This window comes from Streptosporangium sp. NPDC049644 (assembly GCF_040675205.1).
Classification (GTDB): domain Bacteria; phylum Actinomycetota; class Actinomycetes; order Streptosporangiales; family Streptosporangiaceae; genus Streptosporangium; species Streptosporangium fukuiense.
This window is the reverse complement of sequence record NZ_JBFAOJ010000009.1, coordinates 128,520-146,887: the sequence shown is the minus strand read 5'-3', so window position 1 is coordinate 146,887 and position 18,368 is coordinate 128,520. Positions and strand designations below refer to the sequence as shown.

Here is an 18,368-nt window from a genome sequence, read left to right as displayed (position 1 = left end):
CTAAACCTGAAGGGGGAGGTGGCATATCGGCCGTTCGGCTGAGCCGTCCCGGTTCGAACCGGTCCTTCAGCGGAGGCGGTGCCAGGGCGGCCGCACCGATGCTTGACATGTCGAAGGGGAGAGGGAAATGACTGTCATCGGAGTTCTGCTGCCGGTCGTCGGCCTGCTGGTCGGCGTCGCCCTGACGCTCGCCGACCCGGTCCTGCTCTCGCGGATCACCGGGGAGCGCGCAGAGGGAGCCGAGGAGGGTGGTGCGGAGCGGTTGTACGTGCCCCTTGGTGGGTGGGTGCGCCGAGGGAGTGGGTCGAGTGGTCTGCGTGCTCCCTAGCGGGGGTGCGTCGAGGGGCGGCGGGAGCGGTTTGCGTGCTCTGAGGGCGCCGATGTTGCGAGTAGCGTTGACCCCATGAACCAAGGATTCGAGACGCTGGCCATCCACGCAGGTCAGGAACCCGACCCCTACACCGGGGCGGTGGTTCCGCCGATCTACGCGGTGTCCACCTACAAGCAGGACGGCGTGGGTGGTCTGCGCGCCGGATATGAGTACAGCCGGTCGGCCAACCCGACCAGGACGGCGCTGGAAGAGGCCATGGCCGCGGTCGAGGGCGGCAGCCGCGGCCTGGCCTTCGCCTCGGGCCTGGCGGCCGAGGACACGGTGCTCCGCACGATCTGCAAGCCGGGCGACCATGTCATCATCCCGAACGACGCCTACGGGGGCACCTACCGCCTGTTCGCCAAGGTGCACGAGCGTTGGGGGCTGCACTACGACCCGGTGCCGCTGGGCGACCTGGCGGCGGTGGCGGCCGCGGTGACCCAGAAGACCAGGGTCATCTGGGTGGAGACGCCCACCAACCCGCTGCTCGGCATCGCGGACATCGCGGCCCTGGCCCAGCTCGCGCGCGACTGCGGCGCGTTGCTGGTGGTGGACAACACCTTCGCCTCCCCGTACCTGCAGCAGCCGCTGGCGCTGGGCGCGGACGTGGTCGTGCACTCCACCACCAAGTACGTGGGCGGCCACTCCGATGTGGTCGGCGGCGCGCTCGTCGCACGTGACGCCGGGCTGGGCGAGGAGCTCGCGTACCACCAGAACGCGATGGGCGCGGTGGCCGGGCCGTTCGACGCCTGGCTGACGCTGCGCGGTCTCAAGACGCTCGGGGTGCGGATGGACCGCCACTGCGAGAACGCCGAGAGGGTGGTGGATCTGCTACTCGCCCATCCGCGGGTGACCTCGGTGCTCTATCCGGGCCTGGCCGAGCACCCCGGTCACGAGGTGGCGGCCAAGCAGATGAGGCGCTTCGGCGGCATGGTCTCCTTCCGGATGGCCGGAGGGGAGGCCGAGGCGGTCGAGGTGTGCGACCGGACCAGGCTGTTCACCCTGGGCGAGTCGCTCGGCGGTGTGGAGTCGCTGATCGAGCACCCCGGCCGGATGACCCACGCCTCCGTGGCGGGTTCGCCGCTGGAGGTCCCCGGTGACCTGGTCCGCCTGTCGGTCGGCATCGAGTCGGTCGGTGACCTCCTCGCCGACCTCACCCAGGCGCTGGGGTAGGAGCGCGGGCGCGCTCAGGCCGGGTTGAACCAGACCATCAGCGCCAGGATGACGATCCAGATCAGCACGATCACGCCGGAGAAGGCGGCGATCCGGCCGGTCTGAACCTTGGCGTCGTCCTCCGGGCTCTCGCTGGAGAGGACCCGGATGGCGGCGCCCTGGTCGCGGGCCACCATGAACAGCAGTCCCAAGGTGACGATGAAGAGCGTCATGGAGACCGACAGGTACGGCCTGCCGAGGAACTCGCGGCCCAGCAACAGGCCGAACAGGAAGATCCCCAGGGAGGCGAAGCCGTAGATACGGGTGGTCTTGTGCAGGTAGCGCAGGACGTCGACGTTCTTGGCGCGGATGAATCTGGGAGTGGACATCATGGCGGCGGTCACCGGGCCCAGGGCGAAGATCGAAAAGCCGATGTGCAGCCAGAGCAGCAGGTCTGTCATGCGCCAGACATTAGTCTTCGTCGATCTCTTCTGGGTACGGCTCGCTTGGACGTCACCGACCAGCAGTGATCTTTTGAAGAAGGTTCCGGTGCGGCGGGCGGGCGGGTCCCGGCCCCCCTGGTCGTCCCGCGGGGGCCGTGCGGACCGGGCCGGTCGGACATTCGGGGGGATGTCACTCGCCGTCGATGGTGTCGTGCCTGTCCCGGCCGTGCGGGACCATGCACAACTCGAAGCAGACGCAGACAATGAGCATCAGTGCCACGAGAGTTCCCGCGAGCATCGGACTCATTCCTCCCCCTTGAATTGGTGAACTTTCTTTACTGGGTAGACGGCGGCAGCCCCGAAGACGTTGTTACGGAAGGGTCACGGTTTGCGAGGTGGTCGATCTTCGAATCCTGCTCTGAGCACGCCCGGGGATGAGTAGGATCGAAAGAGTCCGTTCCCGTGTGATGAGACCGGCGGCGAAGTCGTGGTCGTGCCGGGCGGGCCTTCCACCGAACAGAGATAAGACGGCACGAAGGAGTGCCAGCCGTGGCTGTCAAACACGTTGAGCCGTACACCGAGGAGTGGCGGGACCAGCCGGCCCACTATGTCGGCCTCGTCGTCGAAGCCCTGGGTGACCAGGTCGAGAGCTGGTGGCGGGGGCCCTGCGACCCGCGCACCGTCACCGTCCGCCTGACCGGAGGCGACGCGCTGGTCTGGGACGAGGAGAGCGGCTGGCGTCGTGGCCGCTACGCGAGCGGTGACCCGGGCACCCCCACGGTCCTCGCCGAGGATCGCTATCTCGGCGGCGGCCTCCTGCTCTCTCCCCGGCGGATCCCCTCCGCGATCGCCGACGCCCGCGCGGGTGTCGGCAACAGCACGGCGTGGCGTCCCTGCTACCGCTCCTATCGCCACTACCACGACGGCTTCGACCTGGCACTCGACGGCTACGCCGACTTCTGAGCCCTCAGGCGGGCCGGGGGCCCGTCAGCGCGTGCGACGAGCCCGCAGGAAGTCGCTGACGACGTACTCTCCCAGGCGGTCGGCGCCAGGAGAGAAGACCCGGCCGCCGTTGCGCCGCCCGACCTCGTTCACGAAATCCTTCAGACGCTCGTCATCGGCGAGCATGAAGACGTTGAGCGTCGCCCTGCGCCGGGTCATCTTGTCGACCTCGGCGAGCGTCAGCTCCAGCGTCTCCTGGGTGGGCGGCCACTCGAAGGCCGCCGAGCCGTTGCGCCGCAGGTGGGCGGTGGGCTCACCATCGGTGACCACGAGCACGACCGGCTCGAAGTCGGGGTGGCGGTCCAGGTGGCGCCCGGCGATCAGCAGGGCGTGGTGCAGGTTCGTCCCCTGGACCATGTCCCACTCCAGGCCCGCCAGCTCGTCGGGCTGCAGCACGCGGGCGTAGTTGGAGAAGCCGATGATCTGCACCGAGTCCTGCGGGAACTTCGAGGCCACCAGCGCCTGCAGCGCCATCGCCGTCTGCTTGGCGGCCGCCCAGGTGCCGCGGAGCGCCATCGAGTAGGACAGGTCGACCAGCAGGCAGACCGCCGCCGCCGTACGCCGCTCGGTCTCGGCCACCTCGAAGTCGTCGACGGACAGGGTCACCGCACCGGTGCTCCCTCCGCGCCGGACGCCGTTGATCACCGTGCGCACCACGTCGATCGGCTGCTCGTCGCCGAACCGCCAGGGCCGTGAGGAGCCGGTGAGCTCACCGGCCGAACCGGCGTCCACCTGGTCGTGGTCGCCGCGGCGTCCGCTCTCCAGGGAGGCGAAGACGCGGCGCAGCGCGGTCTCGCCCAGGCGCCTGACGGCCTTCGGGGTGAGCTCCAGCTTGCCGCGCCGGCGCAGCAGGTAGCCCTGCTGCTCCAGCTCGCGCTCGACCTGCCTGAGCGCCCGCAGGTCGTCGACGGCCGCCCGGCCGAGAGCACGCCGGATCGCGGCCTCGTCGATGTCGTCCATCCGGGCGCCGGGGTAGTCCTGGCGGAGCGCGGCCTCCAGCTGGGTCAGGTCGGCGAGCTCGTCCAGCGCGCTCACCGCGTCGGACATCCCCATCGGCTCGTCGCCGCTCAGCCGCTCCGGGGTGTTCCAGGCGAGGTCGGGGCGACGGGCGTACAGGGACTCGCCCAGGCGGCGCATCTGCTCGTCCATCCCGGCCTGGGCGAGCGTCTGTTCGATAAGCCGGCCCAGTTCCTCGCGCTGGGCCGGGGTCAGGGAGGCCAGCAGGCGCTGGGTGGCCGCGGCTCGCCGGGCGAGGGTGTCGACCAGTTCCTCCAGGTTTCGCGGCGACTCCGGAAACATGTCCCCGTATTTCGACATGAAATTATCGAAATCAGCCTGAGTGTGCTCGCCACGGGCGTCCCGGTCGAGCATGTCGTTCAGGTCGGACATCATCTCCCTGACCCGCTCCATGGCGGCGGGGTCGGGATCGGCCAGGGCCTGCCGCATGCCGCGGAACTGGCTGTCGAGCACCTCCCCGCGCAGCAGGTCGCGCAGTTCCTCGAAGGTCTGCCTGGCGGCGGCCGAGCGCCATCGATAATCCCCCAGTTCCCGGATGGCGCTCGCCGTGTCGTCGGGGAGGGCGGCCAGCTCCGCCTCGCGGAGCCTGGCCTCGTCCGAGGGGTCGGGGAACAGCTCGGCCCGCTCCTGGCCGATCGCCTTGTCCAGCAGCGCCCTGGCCCGCTCCAGCGTGCCGTCCAGGCGTCCGCGCTCGCGCAGCTCCCGGCGCCGACGCCGCACCTCGCGGAGCAGATCGTCGAGCCCGCGCCGGTTCTGCGCGCCCGGCAGGCCCTCCTTGAGCAGGTCACGCAGGGCGTGGGCGGGGTTGGAACCGGACAGGATCGCGTCGCCCATCCGGTCCAGCGCCGAACGGACGTCGTACGGAGGGGCGAGCGGGTCGGGCCCGTCCCGGTATTCGCCGTAGCGATAGCTCATGCCAGACACCTCAGGTGCGGTAGGTCGTCGTGCCGTCCACCTCGTCCTTGGAGAGCCGACGCAGGAGATACAGGCCCTCCAGGGCGAACTCCAGCGCGGCGGCGGCGTGGCCGGGCGACTCGTCGCCGATGCCGAGCTGGGACATGATCTTCGCCAGGCCCTGCACCGGGCCGATCCTGCGCAGCAGCTCGGCCGCCGGGACCGCCACCCCCGACTCGACCTGGACGCCCTCCGCGAACCTGTCCAGCAGCGGGGCCAGGTCCGTGCCGCCGAGCGTGCCGCGGAACGTCTCGGCCACCGCCCTGCGGAGCAGGTGCGAGAGCACCTCGGTCTCCCGGCCCTCCTCGCTGACCTCGAACTCCACCTTGCCGCGGAGCGTGTGCACGATCCCCGGAAGGTCGGCGACCCTGGCCACCGCGTGGTCCTCGCCGGTCAGCGCCGCACGCCGGATGGCCGAGGCGGCCGCGGTCTCGGCCGCGGCGATGGAGAAGCGGGCCGAGACGCCAGAGCGCGCGTCCACGGCGGTGGACTCGCGGACCAGCCGGGTGAAGCGGGCGATCACCTCGATCAAATGGTCGGGCAGGTCGGCGCCCACCTGATCGAGAGCGGCCTCCTGACGGATCAGCACCAGCTCGGTCTCGATCGAGAGCGGGTAGTGGGTGCGGATCTCGGCGCCGAAACGGTCCTTCAGCGGGGTGATGATCCGGCCGCGGTTGGTGTAGTCCTCGGGGTTGGCGCTGGCGATCAGCAGGATGTCCAGGGGCAGGCGCAGGTTGTAGCCCCTGACCTGGATGTCGCGCTCCTCCAGCACGTTGAGCAGCGAGACCTGGATGCGCTCGGCCAGGTCGGGCAGTTCGTTGACGGAGAACACGCCCCGGTTGCTCCGGGGCACCAGGCCGTAGTGGACGGTCTCCGGGTCACCGAGCGTGCGTCCCTCAGCGATCTTGATCGGGTCGATGTCGCCGATCAGGTCGCCGACGGAGGTGTCCGGGGTGGCGAGTTTCTCGCCGTACCGCTCGTCCCGGTGTTTCCAGGAGATCGGCAGTTCCTCACCCGCCTCGTCGGCCAGGCGGCGGCAGCGGACGCACGAGGGCCGGTAGGGATGGTCGTTGATCTCGCAGCCCTCGACGACGGGGGTCCACTCGTCGAGGAGCCCGGTCACGGTGCGGATCAACCGGGTCTTGCCCTGGCCACGCTCACCGAGCAGGACCAGGTCATGCCCGGCGAGAAGCGCCCGCTCCAGGTATGGCAGGACAGTGTCGTCGAAGCCCACGATGCCGGGGAACCGCGACTCCCCTGCCCGCAGGCGGGCCAGGAGGTTCTCACGGATCTCGGCCTTTACCGTACGGTGAATATGGCCGCTCGCGCGCAGCTCGCGCAGAGTACGTGGCTCTGGGATTTGAGGCACGGGATCGAGCCTACGTCCACAACACCCGATCCGGCACTCTCATCCCTCTTTCGGATCTTGACTATTGTGTGGGGCTCGACACGAGTGCTTGTGTCGGCAGTGGGGAGAATCGCTCCAAGACAAGACACCGGATGACTTCAGGATCAAGCGTCAGGACGGCCTCGGGGGGACGTCGGACGGTTCCGGTATTCACGAACTTCACGGCGAGCTTCGGGCGAGACCACGGTCACTCCCGGGCGAGCCGTCAGACAAGAGGGAGAGGCGAGACGAGTGGCGCTGATGACGAGCCGTTTCGCCGATGGCCTCGCGGTGGGGTCCGATCTGGTCGCCGCAGCCGAGACCGCGGTGCGCCAAGCTCTGTCCGGCCTGTCCGGACCCGCTGACCTGCTCTGCTTTTTCATCTGCGGGGACGATCCCGACGACGTCTCCCGCGCCGGACTGCGTGCGATGAGCATGGCACCGGGCGCCGCCGTCCTTGGCTGCAGCGCCACCGGGGTCATCGGTGACGGGCAGGGGGTGGAGGTCACCCCGGCGGTCAGCGCCTGGGCGGCCACCCTCGACGGGGCCAGGCTGACGACCTTCGCGCTCGACACGCTGCGCACCGACGACCGCTTCGTCGTGGTCGGCCTGCCCGACTGCGGCCCCGACGATCACGCCGCCATCCTGCTCGCCGACCCCTACACCTTCCCCACCGACGGTTTCGTCGAGCGCTCGGAGGAGGTCATGGGGGACCTTCCGCTGATCGGCGGCCTGGCCAACGCGATCCAGGGCCGCGGCGCGGTGCGGCTGTTCGCCGACGGGAGGATCTACACCGAGGGGGCCGTCGGGGTGCTGCTCAGCGGTGACCTCAACGTCAGCACCGTGGTCAGCCAGGGCTGCCGCCCGATCGGCCCGACGATGGCCGTCACCTCCGTCGAGGACAACCTGCTGCTCGAACTCGCGGGGCAGCCCGCTCTGGCCCGGTTGGAGGAGATCGTCAGCGCCCTGGACGAGGACGACCGCGACCTGGTCGCCTCGGGGCTGCAGATCGGCATCGCCATGGACGAGTACGCGGAACGGCACGAGCGCGGCGACTTCCTGATCAGGGGCGTGCTCGGCATCGACCCCGAACGCGAGGCGGTGGCCATCGGCGACGTCGTCGAGATCGGGCGTACCGTCCGGTTCCAGGTCCGCGACGCCGCCACCGCCGACGAGGACCTGTACGAGCTGCTCGACGCCCACCGAGAGGCGTTCGGCCGGGTGGACGGCGCCCTGCTGTTCTCCTGCAACGGCCGGGGCTCGGCCATGTTCGGCAGCGCCGACCACGACGCCGTCGCCGTCCGCGACACCCTGGGCCCCATCGGGGTGGCCGGATTCTTCGCCGCGGGAGAGGTGGGCCCGGTGGGCGGCCACAACCACGTCCACGGCTTCACCGCCTCGGTCCTGGTCTTCTCCGCCCGGCCGTCGGCCGGCCAGCCCTGAGATCGGCCGATCCTGGGCCGCTCGTCGCCGAAGCCGGGGCGGGCCGAGAGGCGGCACTGGGCGGTCACCGTGAGGTGAGGAGCCTGCTCGCGGTGTGGGCCGCTCGGTGTTCGGCGTCCACGATCTTCTCCAGTGTCTCGGGGTCCATGACGATGCCGGACTCGGGGATCTCGGCACGGCTGCGCGGGGAGATCGGCAGGCCGACGGCGGCGAACCGGTCCGCCAGGCGCCCGAACGCCGGGCCGTCGACGCCGGAATCGTTGAGCAACGCCTCAAGGAGGGTGCTGCCCCTCGGCGCGAAGAAGGTTCCCTCGCTGTCGATCGCGACGATCGGCGGCCGCTCCGCCCGCTCGTCCGGGTGCAGCCAGTATCCGTACACGCCGTCGCCGAGCGAGGGCGAGTTGAACGTCTCCACGACGGGGAACAGGTGGCTCAGTACCTCCGACCACGATCCGCCGATCTCCCGGTTGGCGGCGTCGTCGAACACCGGGTGGGTGCTTCCCGGCCCCAGTACGGTGATCTCCAGCTCGTGCAGCGGGTCGGCGTCCGGGCCCGCGTGGAGGGGCCGGGCGGCCTGGATGGCGACCATCCGCAGCAGCTCACCGGGGATCGGGCGGTCGCCGAGCCACCGCCTCGCCCATTCGACGTACTCCTCCTCCGTGAATCGCCCGTCCGTCATCTCAGGACACCTTGCTCCCCGGTGTAGGCCACCGCGTACATCTTGCGCTCCGTGTTGTCCAGGAACCGATGCCGATCCCGTCTCCGCCCGAGTCTGCCCGCACCGTCTTGTGAAGTCCTTGTAAGCGACTGGGGGCGATCGCGGGTGGTGGCGGCCCCGTCCGGCGAGCGCTCCCGCCAGGTCCGGTGCGAAAGCGCGAGCGCGCGCCGTACGATGGCCCGCATGTCGGAGTCTCGGGTGACCTACGAGGATGTGGTCGCCGCGCGCGAGTCGCTGGCCGACGTCGCTCTGCGCACCCCGCTGCTCCACTCACACGTGCTGTCGGGCATCGTCGGCGGGCCCGTCCACCTCAAGTGCGAGCACCTGCAGCGCTCGGGTTCCTTCAAGATCCGGGGGGCGTACGTCAGGATCGCCGGGCTGACCGAGAGCGAGCGGCGGCGAGGGGTGGTCGCGGCCAGTGCGGGCAACCACGCGCAGGGCGTGGCGCTCGCCTCCGGACTGGTCGGGACCTCCTCGACGGTCTACATGCCGCAGGGGGCGCCGCTGCCCAAGGTGGCCGCCACCCGCTCGTACGGCGCCGAGGTGATCTTCGCAGGCGACACCGTGGACGTCGCGCTGGAGCGGGCGGGGGAGCATGCCGAGCGGACCGGAGCGGTGTTCATCCATCCCTTCGACCACCCCGACGTCATCGCCGGGCAGGGCACGATCGGGCTGGAGATCGTGGAGCAGCTTCCCGAGGTCGGCACGATCGTGATGTCACTGGGCGGCGGCGGGCTGGCCGCCGGGGTCGCGCTGGCGGCCAAGTCGCTGAGGCCGGGCGTGCGGATCGTCGGGGTCCAGGCCGAGCGGGCCGCCGCCTACCCGGCGTCGCTGGCCGCCGGGCATCCGGTCGAGGTCCGGCCCGCCTCGACGATGGCCGACGGCATCGCCGTGGGCCGTCCGGGCGAGCTGCCCTTCGAACTGATCCACTACCTGGTCGACAACGTCGTCACCGTCACCGAGAGCCAGATCTCCCAGGCGCTGGTGCTCTGCCTCGAACGGGCCAAGCAGGTCGTCGAGCCGGCGGGCGTGGCCGGGGTGGCCGCGATCCTGGCCCACCCGCGGGTCTTCGAGCCGCCCGTGGTGGCGGTGCTCTCCGGGGGCAACGTCGACCCGCTGCTGCTGGCCAAGGTCCTCCGGCACGGCCTGGCGGCGGCGGGGCGCTATCTCACCATGCGGGTGCCGCTCTCCGACAGGCCGGGTGCGCTGGCGACTTTGCTGGCCAGGCTGGCGGAACTCGGCGCCAACGTGCTCGACGTCGTGCACGAGCGGCTGGGCATGCACCCCGGCGAGGTCGAGGTCCAGCTCCAGCTGGAGACCAGGGGGCCGGCGCACTCCGCGGAGGTGCTGGGCTCCCTGCGGACGGACGGGTACAAGATCGTCTGTACCTGAGCCGTCACCGGGCGCCCGGCTCCTCGCCGCATCGGGCCCGCGTCACCAGGTGGACGGCTTCTCGGCGGTGAACAGCCAGGCGTCGAAGAGGGCTTCGAGGTTCTTGCCGGAGATCTTCTCGGCCATCGCGATGAATTCCGGGGTCGTGACGCTCCCGTACTTGTGCGTGGCGACCCACTGCTTCAGGAGCTTGAAGAACGCCGGGTCGCCGATCCGCTGCCTGAGCGCGTGCAGCGTCATGCCGCCCCGGGTGTAGACGGAATTGTTGAACAGGTCCTCCGGCCTGGCCCGGCCGGGGGCGTAGCTCCAGATGGGGTCGCCGGCGGCTGCGGCGTAGTGCCTGCGGAAGAGCTGCTCGGTGGTGGCCCGGCCCTCGTGCTCCGACCAGAGCCACTCGGCGTAGGTCGCGAAGCCCTCGTTGAGCCACAGGTCCTTCCACCGCTTGATGCTGAGGCTGTCGCCGAACCACTGGTGGGCCAGCTCGTGGGCGATGATGTCCTCGTCGGGGGCGAACCCGCCGTACATGGGCTTGGTCTGGTTCTCCAGCGCGTAGCCCGCGGGGAAGTCGTCGACCACGCCCCCGGTGGAGGAGAAGGGATAGGGGCCGAAGAGCGTGCTCCAGTAGTCGGTGACCTTGCCCGACACGTCGTACAGCCTCCGCAGCGAACCACGGAAGATCGGGTCGACGGCCGCCAGGTTCTTCAGGCCCCCGGGGGTCTTGCCCTGGAGCACCTCGAACCTGCCCAGCGTCATGGTGGCCAGGTAACTGGCCATCGGGTGGCTCTCCCGCCACCGGAAGGTCGTCCTGCCCCCGGCGGTCTTCGGCTCGCCGACGAGCTCGCCGTTGGCCAGCGCCGTCAGCCCCGCGGGCACGGTGAGCTCGAAGTCGTAGCGCGCCTTGTCGGCGGGGTGGTCGTTGCTGGGGAACCAGGTCTTGGCGCCGTTGGGCTGGCCCGTGACGAACGCGCCGTCCTGGGTCGGGATGAAGCCGTACGTGCCCAGATTGGAGGAGTTCCGGACAGGTTTGGGCTCTCCGGCGTACGTGACGTCGACGGCGAACGTCGCGTCGTTCGGGATGGACTCGGCGGGGGTGACGGTGAGCTCGCTTCCGGCCCGATCGAATCTCGCGGGTCTGCCGTCCACGGTGACCCGGCTGACCGTGAAGCCTGAGAGGTCGAGGTTGAAGCTCGCCAGGTGCTGGGTGGCCCGGGCCTCGATCCTGGCAGTCCCGGCCAGGTGCTTGGCGGACGGGGTGTAGCCCAGCTTGAGCAGGTAGTGGTCGACGTCGTAGCCGCCGTTGCCGTCGGTGGGGAAGTCGGAGTCGCCGATCCCGGGGGCACCGGGCCTGGCCCTGGTGTCGGCGGCGGAGCTGGACATGGGGGAGGCGGAGGGGCCCGACACCGTCGAGTTCACTGTCGAGTTCACCGTCGAGCTGACGGTCGAGCCCGCCGCCGGGGCGCTCTCCCCGCTCGACGCGGCACAGGCGACCGTGCCGATGGTGCCGAGCGTGCTGAGCAGAGCGGCGGTCGCCGTGGTGGCCAGCCGTTTTGACGCCATACCCCTAACACCCCTTCCCCGGCCCGCTGAGCCGAGCTCGTGCATGGCACATTACGCGACTGACCTGCGTCGATCAGGCGTCTATGACAAGCGTTCTGGCCGCGATGTCGTGCACGGCCTGCTTGCGTGACTGAAAAAGGATGAAAGCCAGGTCTATCCACCCCAGGCAGCAGGTGATGTACATCACCCACCGGACCAGCTCGCGAATCGCGGCCTGCCCGACGTCGGCCCTTCGCCCGCCGAGGTCGACCACGCGCAGGTGGAAGAGACGCTTGCCGAGCGTCTGCCCGTTCCAGAAGGCGGTCAGCAGCCAGTAGTACAGAAAGCCGATCACCGCCACCAGGAGGGTCTCCGCGCGGGGTGTTATCGCGACGAAGCCCTCGGAGCCCGTGACGGTGCTGACGGTCCGGTAGCTGAACGGTGTGGAGATGAGGCTGATGATGACGAGGTCGAGGATGCCCGCGAACAGGCGGCGCCATCGTCCGCCCAGTCGCATGCCCCCGTCCCGGGGGGCGCCGCCGAACGGCCCCTCACCGTAGCCGGGGGCGGGACCGTAGCCGGGGCCGGGTTCCGGGCCGGGGCCGTGGTGTGGACCGGGGCCGGGACCTGGGTGGCCCGGCCCCGGTGGAGCGGGATCGGACCACGGGTCCGATCCCCGGTCATCCGGCGGTGGCGGTATTGATCCCATTTATGGGTGATTGCCGGAAGAGTGCCATCACAAAGCCAAAGGCGGTCGTGGGTTACCTCTGAGCCGCGGTCACAGGTTTCCCCTGAGGTCCTGCTCACGCTCGATCGCCTCGAAGAGCGCCTTGAAGTTGCCCTTGCCGAAGCCGAGCGAGCCATGCCGCTCGATCAGCTCGAAGAACACGGTCGGACGGTCCTGCACCGGCTTGGTGAAGATCTGCAGCAGGTAGCCGTCCTCGTCCCGGTCGACCAGGATGCCGCGCTTCTTCAGCTCCTCGATCGGCGCGCGGACCTCGCCGATGCGCTTCCGCAGCTCCGGGTCGTCGTAGTAGGAGGCGGGAGTGTCCAGGAAGCCGACCCCGGCCTCGCGCATGCGGTCGACGGTGCCGAGGATGTCGTTGGTGGCCAGCGCGATGTGCTGCACGCCGGGGCCGCCGTAGAACTCCAGGTACTCGTCGATCTGCGACTTCTTCTTGGAGATCGCCGGCTCGTTGAGCGGGAACTTCACCTTGCGGGTGCCGTCCGCGACCACCTTGGACATCAACGCCGAGTATTCGGTGGCGATGTCGTCGCCGATGAACTCCGCCATGTTGGTGAAGCCCATGACCCGCCTGTAGAACTCCACCCACTCGTCCATCTTGCCGAGTTCCACGTTGCCGACGCAGTGGTCGACGGCCTGGAACAGGCGGCCGTTCTTCACGTCGGGGGCCGCGACCAGAGGTTCCGCCGGGAGGTAGCCGGGCAGGTAGACGCCGCTGTAGTTGGACCTGTCGACGAGGGTGTGCCGGGTCTCGCCGTAGGTGGCGATCGCCGCGACCACCACCTTGCCGTGCTCGTCCTCCAGCACCTGCGGCTCCGACAGCCCCCGCGCGCCCTGGGCGAGCGCGTGGGCGTAGGCAGTGTCCACGTCGGGGACCTCGATGGCGAGGTCGATCACGCCGTCACCGTGCTCGGCCACATGGCGGGCGACCTCGGTGCCGGGGCGTACCGCCCCGCGGAACTCGAACCTGGCGGCGCCCGAGGTGAGGACGTACGCCACCTCGTCGCGGCTGCCGTTCTCCGGGCCCCGATAGGCCACGAGCCGCATGCCGAACGCGCTGGAGTAGTAGTGGGCGGCCTGCTTGGCGTTGCCCACCGCGAAAACCACGGAGTCCATGCCGTTCACCGGAAAGATGTCGCTCATGCGAGTACCTTCTGATTTGCTGGTCTGTTTGTGCAACACTCACTTGAAATAGTGCACAATATGCACAATCGGTTGCCGATCATCGCGGAGCGCCTGTACATCATGACGATCGATCAGCTCGACGCCCGCCTCATCGCCCTGCTCGCGGCGGAGCCCAGACTCGGGGTGCTGGAGTGCTCGCGGCGGCTCGGAGTGGCCCGGGGGACCGTGCAGGCACGCCTCGACCGGCTGGTCGCCCGGGGGGTGGTCACCGGGTTCGGCCCGGACATCGCCCCAGCGGCGCTCGGCTACGACGTGACCGCGTTCGTGACCCTGCAGATCCGCCAGGTCAGCGGGCACGACCCGGTCGCCGTGCAACTCGCGGCCATCCCCGAGGTGCTGGAGGTGCACACGATCACCGGCGGTGACGACATGCACTGCCGCGTGGTGGCGCGCAGCAATGCCGATCTACAGCGGGTAATTGACCTGATCGTTGACGTCCGGGGTGTGGTCAGGACCTCGTCGGTGATCGCCTTGGACACCCCTGTGCCATACCGTGTTCTGCCTTTGGTGGCCGATGTCCCGCGCAAGGGGAGGAGCTAGCCGTACCATGCCAAGCAGGGGCCAGACACCGTTATCCATCGTTTACCCTTAACGGTCCGCGCAGCCGTCGGGGGTCTGCGACGGATCCGATCGGGGGGTCACGCGTGCTAAAGGGCGGGACGGGCAGTCCCAGGAGGAAGCTCCTGCGGATCACACTCATCGTCTTCGGCGTCGGTGTCATCTCGGTGATCGGCCTGCTCGGGGTGGTGTGGGCGATGACCCCCATCCCGGACAGCACCCAGCCCAGGGCCACCGCGCAGGGCTCGGTGATCTTCTATCGCGACGGCAAGACCGTGCTGGCCAAGCAGGGTGTCAACCGCAAGAGCGTGACCCTCGACAAGGTCCCGCAGGGCCTGCGCAACGCGGTCATCGCCGCGGAGAACCGCTCGTTCTACGACGACCAGGGCATCTCCCTCAAGGGCACCTTCCGGGCCATGTGGTCCACGGTCACCGGGCAGCAGCTCCAGGGCGGCTCCACGATCACCCAGCAGATGGTCCGCAACTACTACAGCGGCCTCAGTCAGGAACGTTCCATAATCCGCAAACTCAAGGAGATCATGATCTCCCTGAAGGTGGACCAGTCGAAGTCGAAGGACTGGGTGCTGGAGCAGTACCTCAACACGATCTACTTCGGCCGGGGCGCCGACGGGGTCCAGGCGGCGGCCGACGCCTACTTCCGCAAGGACGTGGGCAAGCTGACCCTCGCCGAGGGCGCCTACCTCGCCGCGGTGATCCAGCAGCCCTCCAGGTTCGCCGACCCGCAGGGCGCGGACCTCTACGCGGCCAGGGACCGCTGGAGGTCGGTGATCGACGGGATGGTGGCCATCGGGGCCGTCACCTCCACCGAGGCCGCCGAGGTGACCTTCCCCACCCTCAGAAAGCCCAAGGCGATCTTCGCGCCCAAGGGGCAGGAGGGCTACATGCTCGACCAGGTGGCGGCCGAGCTCAAGAGCAGGGGCTACACCGACGAGGTCATCAACCAGGGCGGGCTGAAGATCGTATCGACCTTCGACAAGAACCTGATGGCCGCCGCCGAGCGCGCCGTCACCTCGGTCCTGCCGGAGAACACCCCCAGGAAGGTCCGCACCGGGCTGGCCGCCGTCGATCCCGCGTCCGGTGAGGTCCTCGCCTTCTACGGCGGCCGCGACTACGCCGCCAACAAGTTCGACAACTCGTTCTCGGCCAAGGTGCAGGCCGGATCGACCTTCAAGGCGTACACGCTGGCCGCGGCCCTGAACAACGGCTTCGGCCTGGACACCAGGGTCGACGGCAACTCGCCGCTGCGGATCGCCTCCGCCGACATCCCCAACTCGGGCGGCTACTCCTACGGCCAGGTCAACCTCGTCAAGGCGACCCAGAGCTCGGTGAACACCGCCTTCGTCGACCTCGCCCAGAAGGTCGGCCTGAACAAGGTGGTCAAGGTCGCCGAGGCCGCCGGAATCCCCAGCGGGCAGCTCGACCCGCATCGGGCCGCGGCCACCCTCCCGCTCGGCGTGGCCTCGGTGAGCGCGGTGCAGAACGCCTCGGGCTTCGCCACCTTCGCCGCGGAGGGCGTCCACCGCGAGGCCCATGTGATCCGCTCGGTCACCGACGCCGGCGGAAAGGTGGTGAAGAGCTCCACCAAGGGGAAGCGCGCCTTCAGCGAGCAGGCCGCCATCGACGCCACCTACGCGCTGACCCAGGTCGTCGAGGCGGGCACCGGCTCGGGCGCCCGCCTGTACGACCGTCCCGTGGCGGGCAAGACCGGCACCACGGACGAGTCGGCGGCCGTGTGGTTCGCCGGGTTCACCCCGCAGCTGGCCACGGCGGTGAACATGTTCCGCGACGACAACAAGCCGGTGACCGTGAACGGCAGCGCCCAGTACGGCGGATCCTATCCCGCCCAGATCTGGCGCGCCTTCATGACGGAGGCGATGGACGGCAAGCCGGTCAAGGAGTTCAAGGAGCCGTCCAGCTACGGCTACTCCAACCCGTACGATGTCTACGGCTCCGACGGCCGGTACGACGACCAGGGCGGTGACCAGGGCACCGCCGGCCCCACCCCCGACGAGACCGGCACCTTCGGCCCCGGCCAGAGCGCGAGTCCCGGACAGGAGACCCCTGGCCCCGGCCAGACCTCGGCTCCGGGCGACGACGGGCAGGGTGGCCCCGGTAACGGCCCGGAGGGCCAGGACGGCGGAGGCGGCGACGAGTTCGATCTCAACGGCCTGGGCCGCCGTGTCGTCGCCCCCGTGGGGAGCGAGTGACCCTACGCCCCGCCCGCCAGGTCGGCTCGCAGGGCCGTGGGGGTGGTGACGGGCATCCGGCAGGTGAAGCCACGGCACACGTAGGCCGCGGGCGCGCCTCCCACCAGGCCCCGGCCGGCCAGGAGCGGGATCTCGCCGGAACCGGGCTCTCCGAGTGCCAGGACCAGGCCGGGCAGGGGTGACATCAGAGCGGCCCGGTGCAGGGCCGCCGTCGCCGGATCGTCGGCCGGCCCCACGACCGCGACCTCGATCGGGCCGGCCACCGCCGCCTGTGCCACCGCAAGGCCCCACCCGGCGAACCGGGCGTGCCTGTCGGCCAGGACGGTGACCGTGCCCAGGGCCGCCTCGGCCGCCGCCCTGTGCCGGGACGAGCCGGTCAGCGCCGCGTACGACAGCAGCGCCCCCGCGGCGGCGAACCGGCCGGAGGGGGTGGCGTTGTCCGTCGGGTCCTGCGGGCGCTGGAAGAGCCGCTCGGCGTCGTCGGCGGTGTCGTAGAACCCGCCGGAGCCATCGGAGAACCGCTCCAGGACGGTCTCCAGCAGTGACTCGGCCCGCCGGAACCAGCGGACCTCCCCGGTCACCCCGGAAAGGGTCAGCAGGCCCTCCGCGAGGTCGGCGTAGTCTTCCAGGACCCCCGCGTTGGTGCCGGCGCGGCCGTCGCGGGAGGTGCGCAGCAGCCGGTCACCGTCCAGGTGGAGGTCGTCGAGCAGGGTGGCCGCCTCGCGTGCCGCCTCGACGAGGTCCGGCCGGTCGAACAGGGCGCCGGTCTCGGCGAGGGCGGCGATGGCCAGGCCGTTCCAGGCGGCCACCACCTTGTCGTCGCGCCCGGGACGCACCCGGCGGGCCCGCGCGGCCAGCAGCGCGGAGCGCACCCGGGCGAACCGCTCGGGGTCGGTGGGATCGGAGCGGAGCTGGAGCACCGAGGTGCCGTGCTCGAACGTCCCCGTCACCTCGAACAGGTCGATCGCCCAGGCGCCGTCCTCCTCGCCGAGGACCTCGCGGAGCTCCCGGGGGGTCCAGGCGTAGAACCTGCCCTCCACGCCCTCGCTGTCGGCGTCCAGGGCGGAGGCGAAGCCCCCCTCGGGGGTGCGCATCTCGGCCAGCAGCCAGTCGGCGGTCTCCAGCGCCACCCGCCGGCCCAGGGCGGAACCGGTGGAACGCCACCAGTGTGTGTAGACCCGCAGGAGCAGGGCGTTGTCGTAGAGCATCTTCTCGAAGTGCGGCACCACCCAGTCCGCGTCCACGCTGTAGCGGGCGAACCCGCCGCCGAGCTGGTCGTAGATGCCGCCTCTGGCCATGGCCTCCAGCGTCCGGTCGGCCATGGACATCGCCGCGTTCGCGGTCGTCCGCGTGTCCTCGCCGGAGGGGGTCGCGCCGTAGCGCAGCAGGAACTCCAGGGCCATCGACGGCGGGAACTTGGGCGCTCCGCCGAAGCCGCCGCGGGCCGAGTCGAAGGACTCGGCCAGGCTCTGCACGGCCCGGGTGAGCGTGCTCGGCGCGGGCAGTGGACCCGACGGCATCGCCGACTGCTCGTTCAGCGCCTCCACGATCTTCGAGCTCTGTTCGAGCACCGCCTCCCGGTCGCCGTTCCAGGCGTTCGACACTCCGGCCAGCAGCCGCTGGAACTGCTGCCTGGGGAAGTAGGTGCCGGTGTAGAAGGGGTGGCCCTCCGGGGTGGCGAAGACGGTCATCGGCCACCCGCCCTGGCCCGTCATGGCCTGGGTGGCCGTCATGTAGACCGCGTCGACATCCGGGCGCTCCTCGCGGTCGACCTTGACGTTGACGAAGTGCTCGTTCATCAGCGCGGCCGTGCCGGGGTCCTCGAACGACTCGTGAGCCATCACGTGACACCAGTGACACGCCGAGTAACCGACGCTGATCAGCAGGGGCACGTTCCGTCGTCGCGCCTCCGCGAAGGCCTCGTCCCCCCAGGGGAACCAGTCGACGGGATTGTCCGCGTGCTGCAGCAGGTAGGGGCTCGTCGCGTCCGTCAAACGGTTCATGAAGACCCTTCCTGGGTACGCGGTGCGTACTTCTCCTCGCGGGGTGCGCACAGGTCGCGCGTCCCGGTTTTTCCACACTAGACCGAGGGCGAGGCCGAGCGGCCCGCGGTCGTGGTCCTTGACGTCCGGCCCCCTGGAGTCGTCGAAGGGAGTCCCGCCGAACCGCTCGACGAGGGCGAGAAGGCCGGGACGGCGGTCGCCGGGAGCGTGGCCCTGAGCCCGGCCGGGCCCGCGC

At 70.1% G+C, this 18,368-nt stretch carries 15 protein-coding genes; 7 read left to right on the top strand and 8 right to left on the bottom strand.

What is annotated here, in order from left to right; translation table 11 throughout:
* Positions 1 to 127 precede the first annotated feature (127 nt).
* Both AB0J58_RS07910 and AB0J58_RS07905 read left to right on the top strand, forming a co-directional pair.
* The gene (locus AB0J58_RS07910) at positions 128 to 328 is read left to right on the top strand and encodes a hypothetical protein (RefSeq protein ID WP_364211750.1); all 201 of its coding nucleotides are present in this window, start codon (positions 128 to 130) and stop codon (positions 326 to 328) included.
* 75 nt (positions 329 to 403) lie between these two features.
* Entirely contained in the window at positions 404 to 1,543 is a 1,140-nt protein-coding gene (locus tag AB0J58_RS07905) for a cystathionine gamma-synthase (RefSeq protein ID WP_364211747.1), read from the top strand.
* Positions 1,544 to 1,557: 14 nt separating this feature from the next.
* Here AB0J58_RS07905 and AB0J58_RS07900 read toward each other — a convergent pair whose 3' ends face one another.
* The gene (locus AB0J58_RS07900) at positions 1,558 to 1,983 is read right to left on the bottom strand and encodes a hypothetical protein (protein WP_364211744.1); all 426 of its coding nucleotides are present in this window, start codon (positions 1,981 to 1,983) and stop codon (positions 1,558 to 1,560) included.
* 531 nt (positions 1,984 to 2,514) lie between these two features.
* Here AB0J58_RS07900 and AB0J58_RS07895 point away from each other — a divergent pair.
* On the top strand, positions 2,515 to 2,928 hold the full coding sequence (locus tag AB0J58_RS07895) for a DUF6292 family protein (RefSeq protein WP_343977791.1): 414 nt from the start codon (positions 2,515 to 2,517) through the stop codon (positions 2,926 to 2,928).
* 24 nt (positions 2,929 to 2,952) lie between these two features.
* Here the strand turns inward: AB0J58_RS07895 and AB0J58_RS07890 are convergent, their stop codons facing one another.
* Positions 2,953 to 4,899: a hypothetical protein gene (locus AB0J58_RS07890; RefSeq protein WP_364211741.1), complete on the bottom strand. Its 1,947-nt coding sequence runs from the start codon at positions 4,897 to 4,899 to the stop codon at positions 2,953 to 2,955.
* A gap of 10 nt (positions 4,900 to 4,909) precedes the next feature.
* Positions 4,910 to 6,307, bottom strand: a complete 1,398-nt coding sequence (locus AB0J58_RS07885; protein ID WP_364150936.1) for a sigma 54-interacting transcriptional regulator — start codon at positions 6,305 to 6,307, stop codon at positions 4,910 to 4,912.
* A 279-nt stretch (positions 6,308 to 6,586) separates the two neighbouring features.
* On the opposite strand from AB0J58_RS07885, the gene AB0J58_RS07880 reads away from it, so the two are divergent.
* Entirely contained in the window at positions 6,587 to 7,768 is a 1,182-nt protein-coding gene (locus AB0J58_RS07880) for an FIST N-terminal domain-containing protein (RefSeq protein ID WP_364211738.1), read from the top strand.
* A 64-nt stretch (positions 7,769 to 7,832) separates the two neighbouring features.
* Here the strand turns inward: AB0J58_RS07880 and AB0J58_RS07875 are convergent, their stop codons facing one another.
* Positions 7,833 to 8,447 carry a hypothetical protein gene (locus AB0J58_RS07875; protein WP_364211735.1) on the bottom strand — a complete coding sequence of 205 codons (615 nt, stop codon included), beginning with the start codon at positions 8,445 to 8,447 and terminating at the stop codon, positions 7,833 to 7,835.
* A 222-nt stretch (positions 8,448 to 8,669) separates the two neighbouring features.
* Here AB0J58_RS07875 and ilvA point away from each other — a divergent pair, with 222 nt between their 5' ends.
* The gene (ilvA, locus tag AB0J58_RS07870) at positions 8,670 to 9,878 is read left to right on the top strand and encodes a threonine ammonia-lyase (protein ID WP_364211732.1); all 1,209 of its coding nucleotides are present in this window, start codon (positions 8,670 to 8,672) and stop codon (positions 9,876 to 9,878) included.
* A gap of 42 nt (positions 9,879 to 9,920) precedes the next feature.
* On the opposite strand, the gene AB0J58_RS07865 is transcribed toward ilvA, so the two are convergent.
* The 3 genes from AB0J58_RS07865 to hppD form a co-directional block, all read right to left on the bottom strand.
* A complete protein-coding gene (locus AB0J58_RS07865; RefSeq protein ID WP_364211729.1) occupies positions 9,921 to 11,435 on the bottom strand; it encodes a M1 family metallopeptidase in 1,515 nt (504 codons plus the stop codon).
* 73 nt (positions 11,436 to 11,508) lie between these two features.
* Complete coding sequence (locus tag AB0J58_RS07860; protein ID WP_364211726.1) at positions 11,509 to 11,931, bottom strand: RDD family protein; 423 nt, start codon at positions 11,929 to 11,931, stop codon at positions 11,509 to 11,511.
* Positions 11,932 to 12,192: 261 nt separating this feature from the next.
* On the bottom strand, positions 12,193 to 13,302 hold the full coding sequence (gene hppD, locus AB0J58_RS07855; protein WP_343977766.1) for a 4-hydroxyphenylpyruvate dioxygenase: 1,110 nt from the start codon (positions 13,300 to 13,302) through the stop codon (positions 12,193 to 12,195).
* A gap of 102 nt (positions 13,303 to 13,404) precedes the next feature.
* Between hppD and AB0J58_RS07850 the strand changes: the two genes are divergently transcribed.
* Both AB0J58_RS07850 and AB0J58_RS07845 read left to right on the top strand, forming a co-directional pair.
* Entirely contained in the window at positions 13,405 to 13,884 is a 480-nt protein-coding gene (locus AB0J58_RS07850) for an Lrp/AsnC family transcriptional regulator (RefSeq protein WP_030910940.1), read from the top strand.
* Between the two features lie 104 nt (positions 13,885 to 13,988).
* The gene (locus tag AB0J58_RS07845; RefSeq protein ID WP_364211723.1) at positions 13,989 to 16,130 is read left to right on the top strand and encodes a transglycosylase domain-containing protein; all 2,142 of its coding nucleotides are present in this window, start codon (positions 13,989 to 13,991) and stop codon (positions 16,128 to 16,130) included.
* Positions 16,131 to 16,132: 2 nt separating this feature from the next.
* On the opposite strand, the gene AB0J58_RS07840 is transcribed toward AB0J58_RS07845, so the two are convergent.
* Entirely contained in the window at positions 16,133 to 18,133 is a 2,001-nt protein-coding gene (locus AB0J58_RS07840; protein ID WP_364211720.1) for a thioredoxin domain-containing protein, read from the bottom strand.
* Between the last annotated feature and the right edge of the window lie 235 nt (positions 18,134 to 18,368).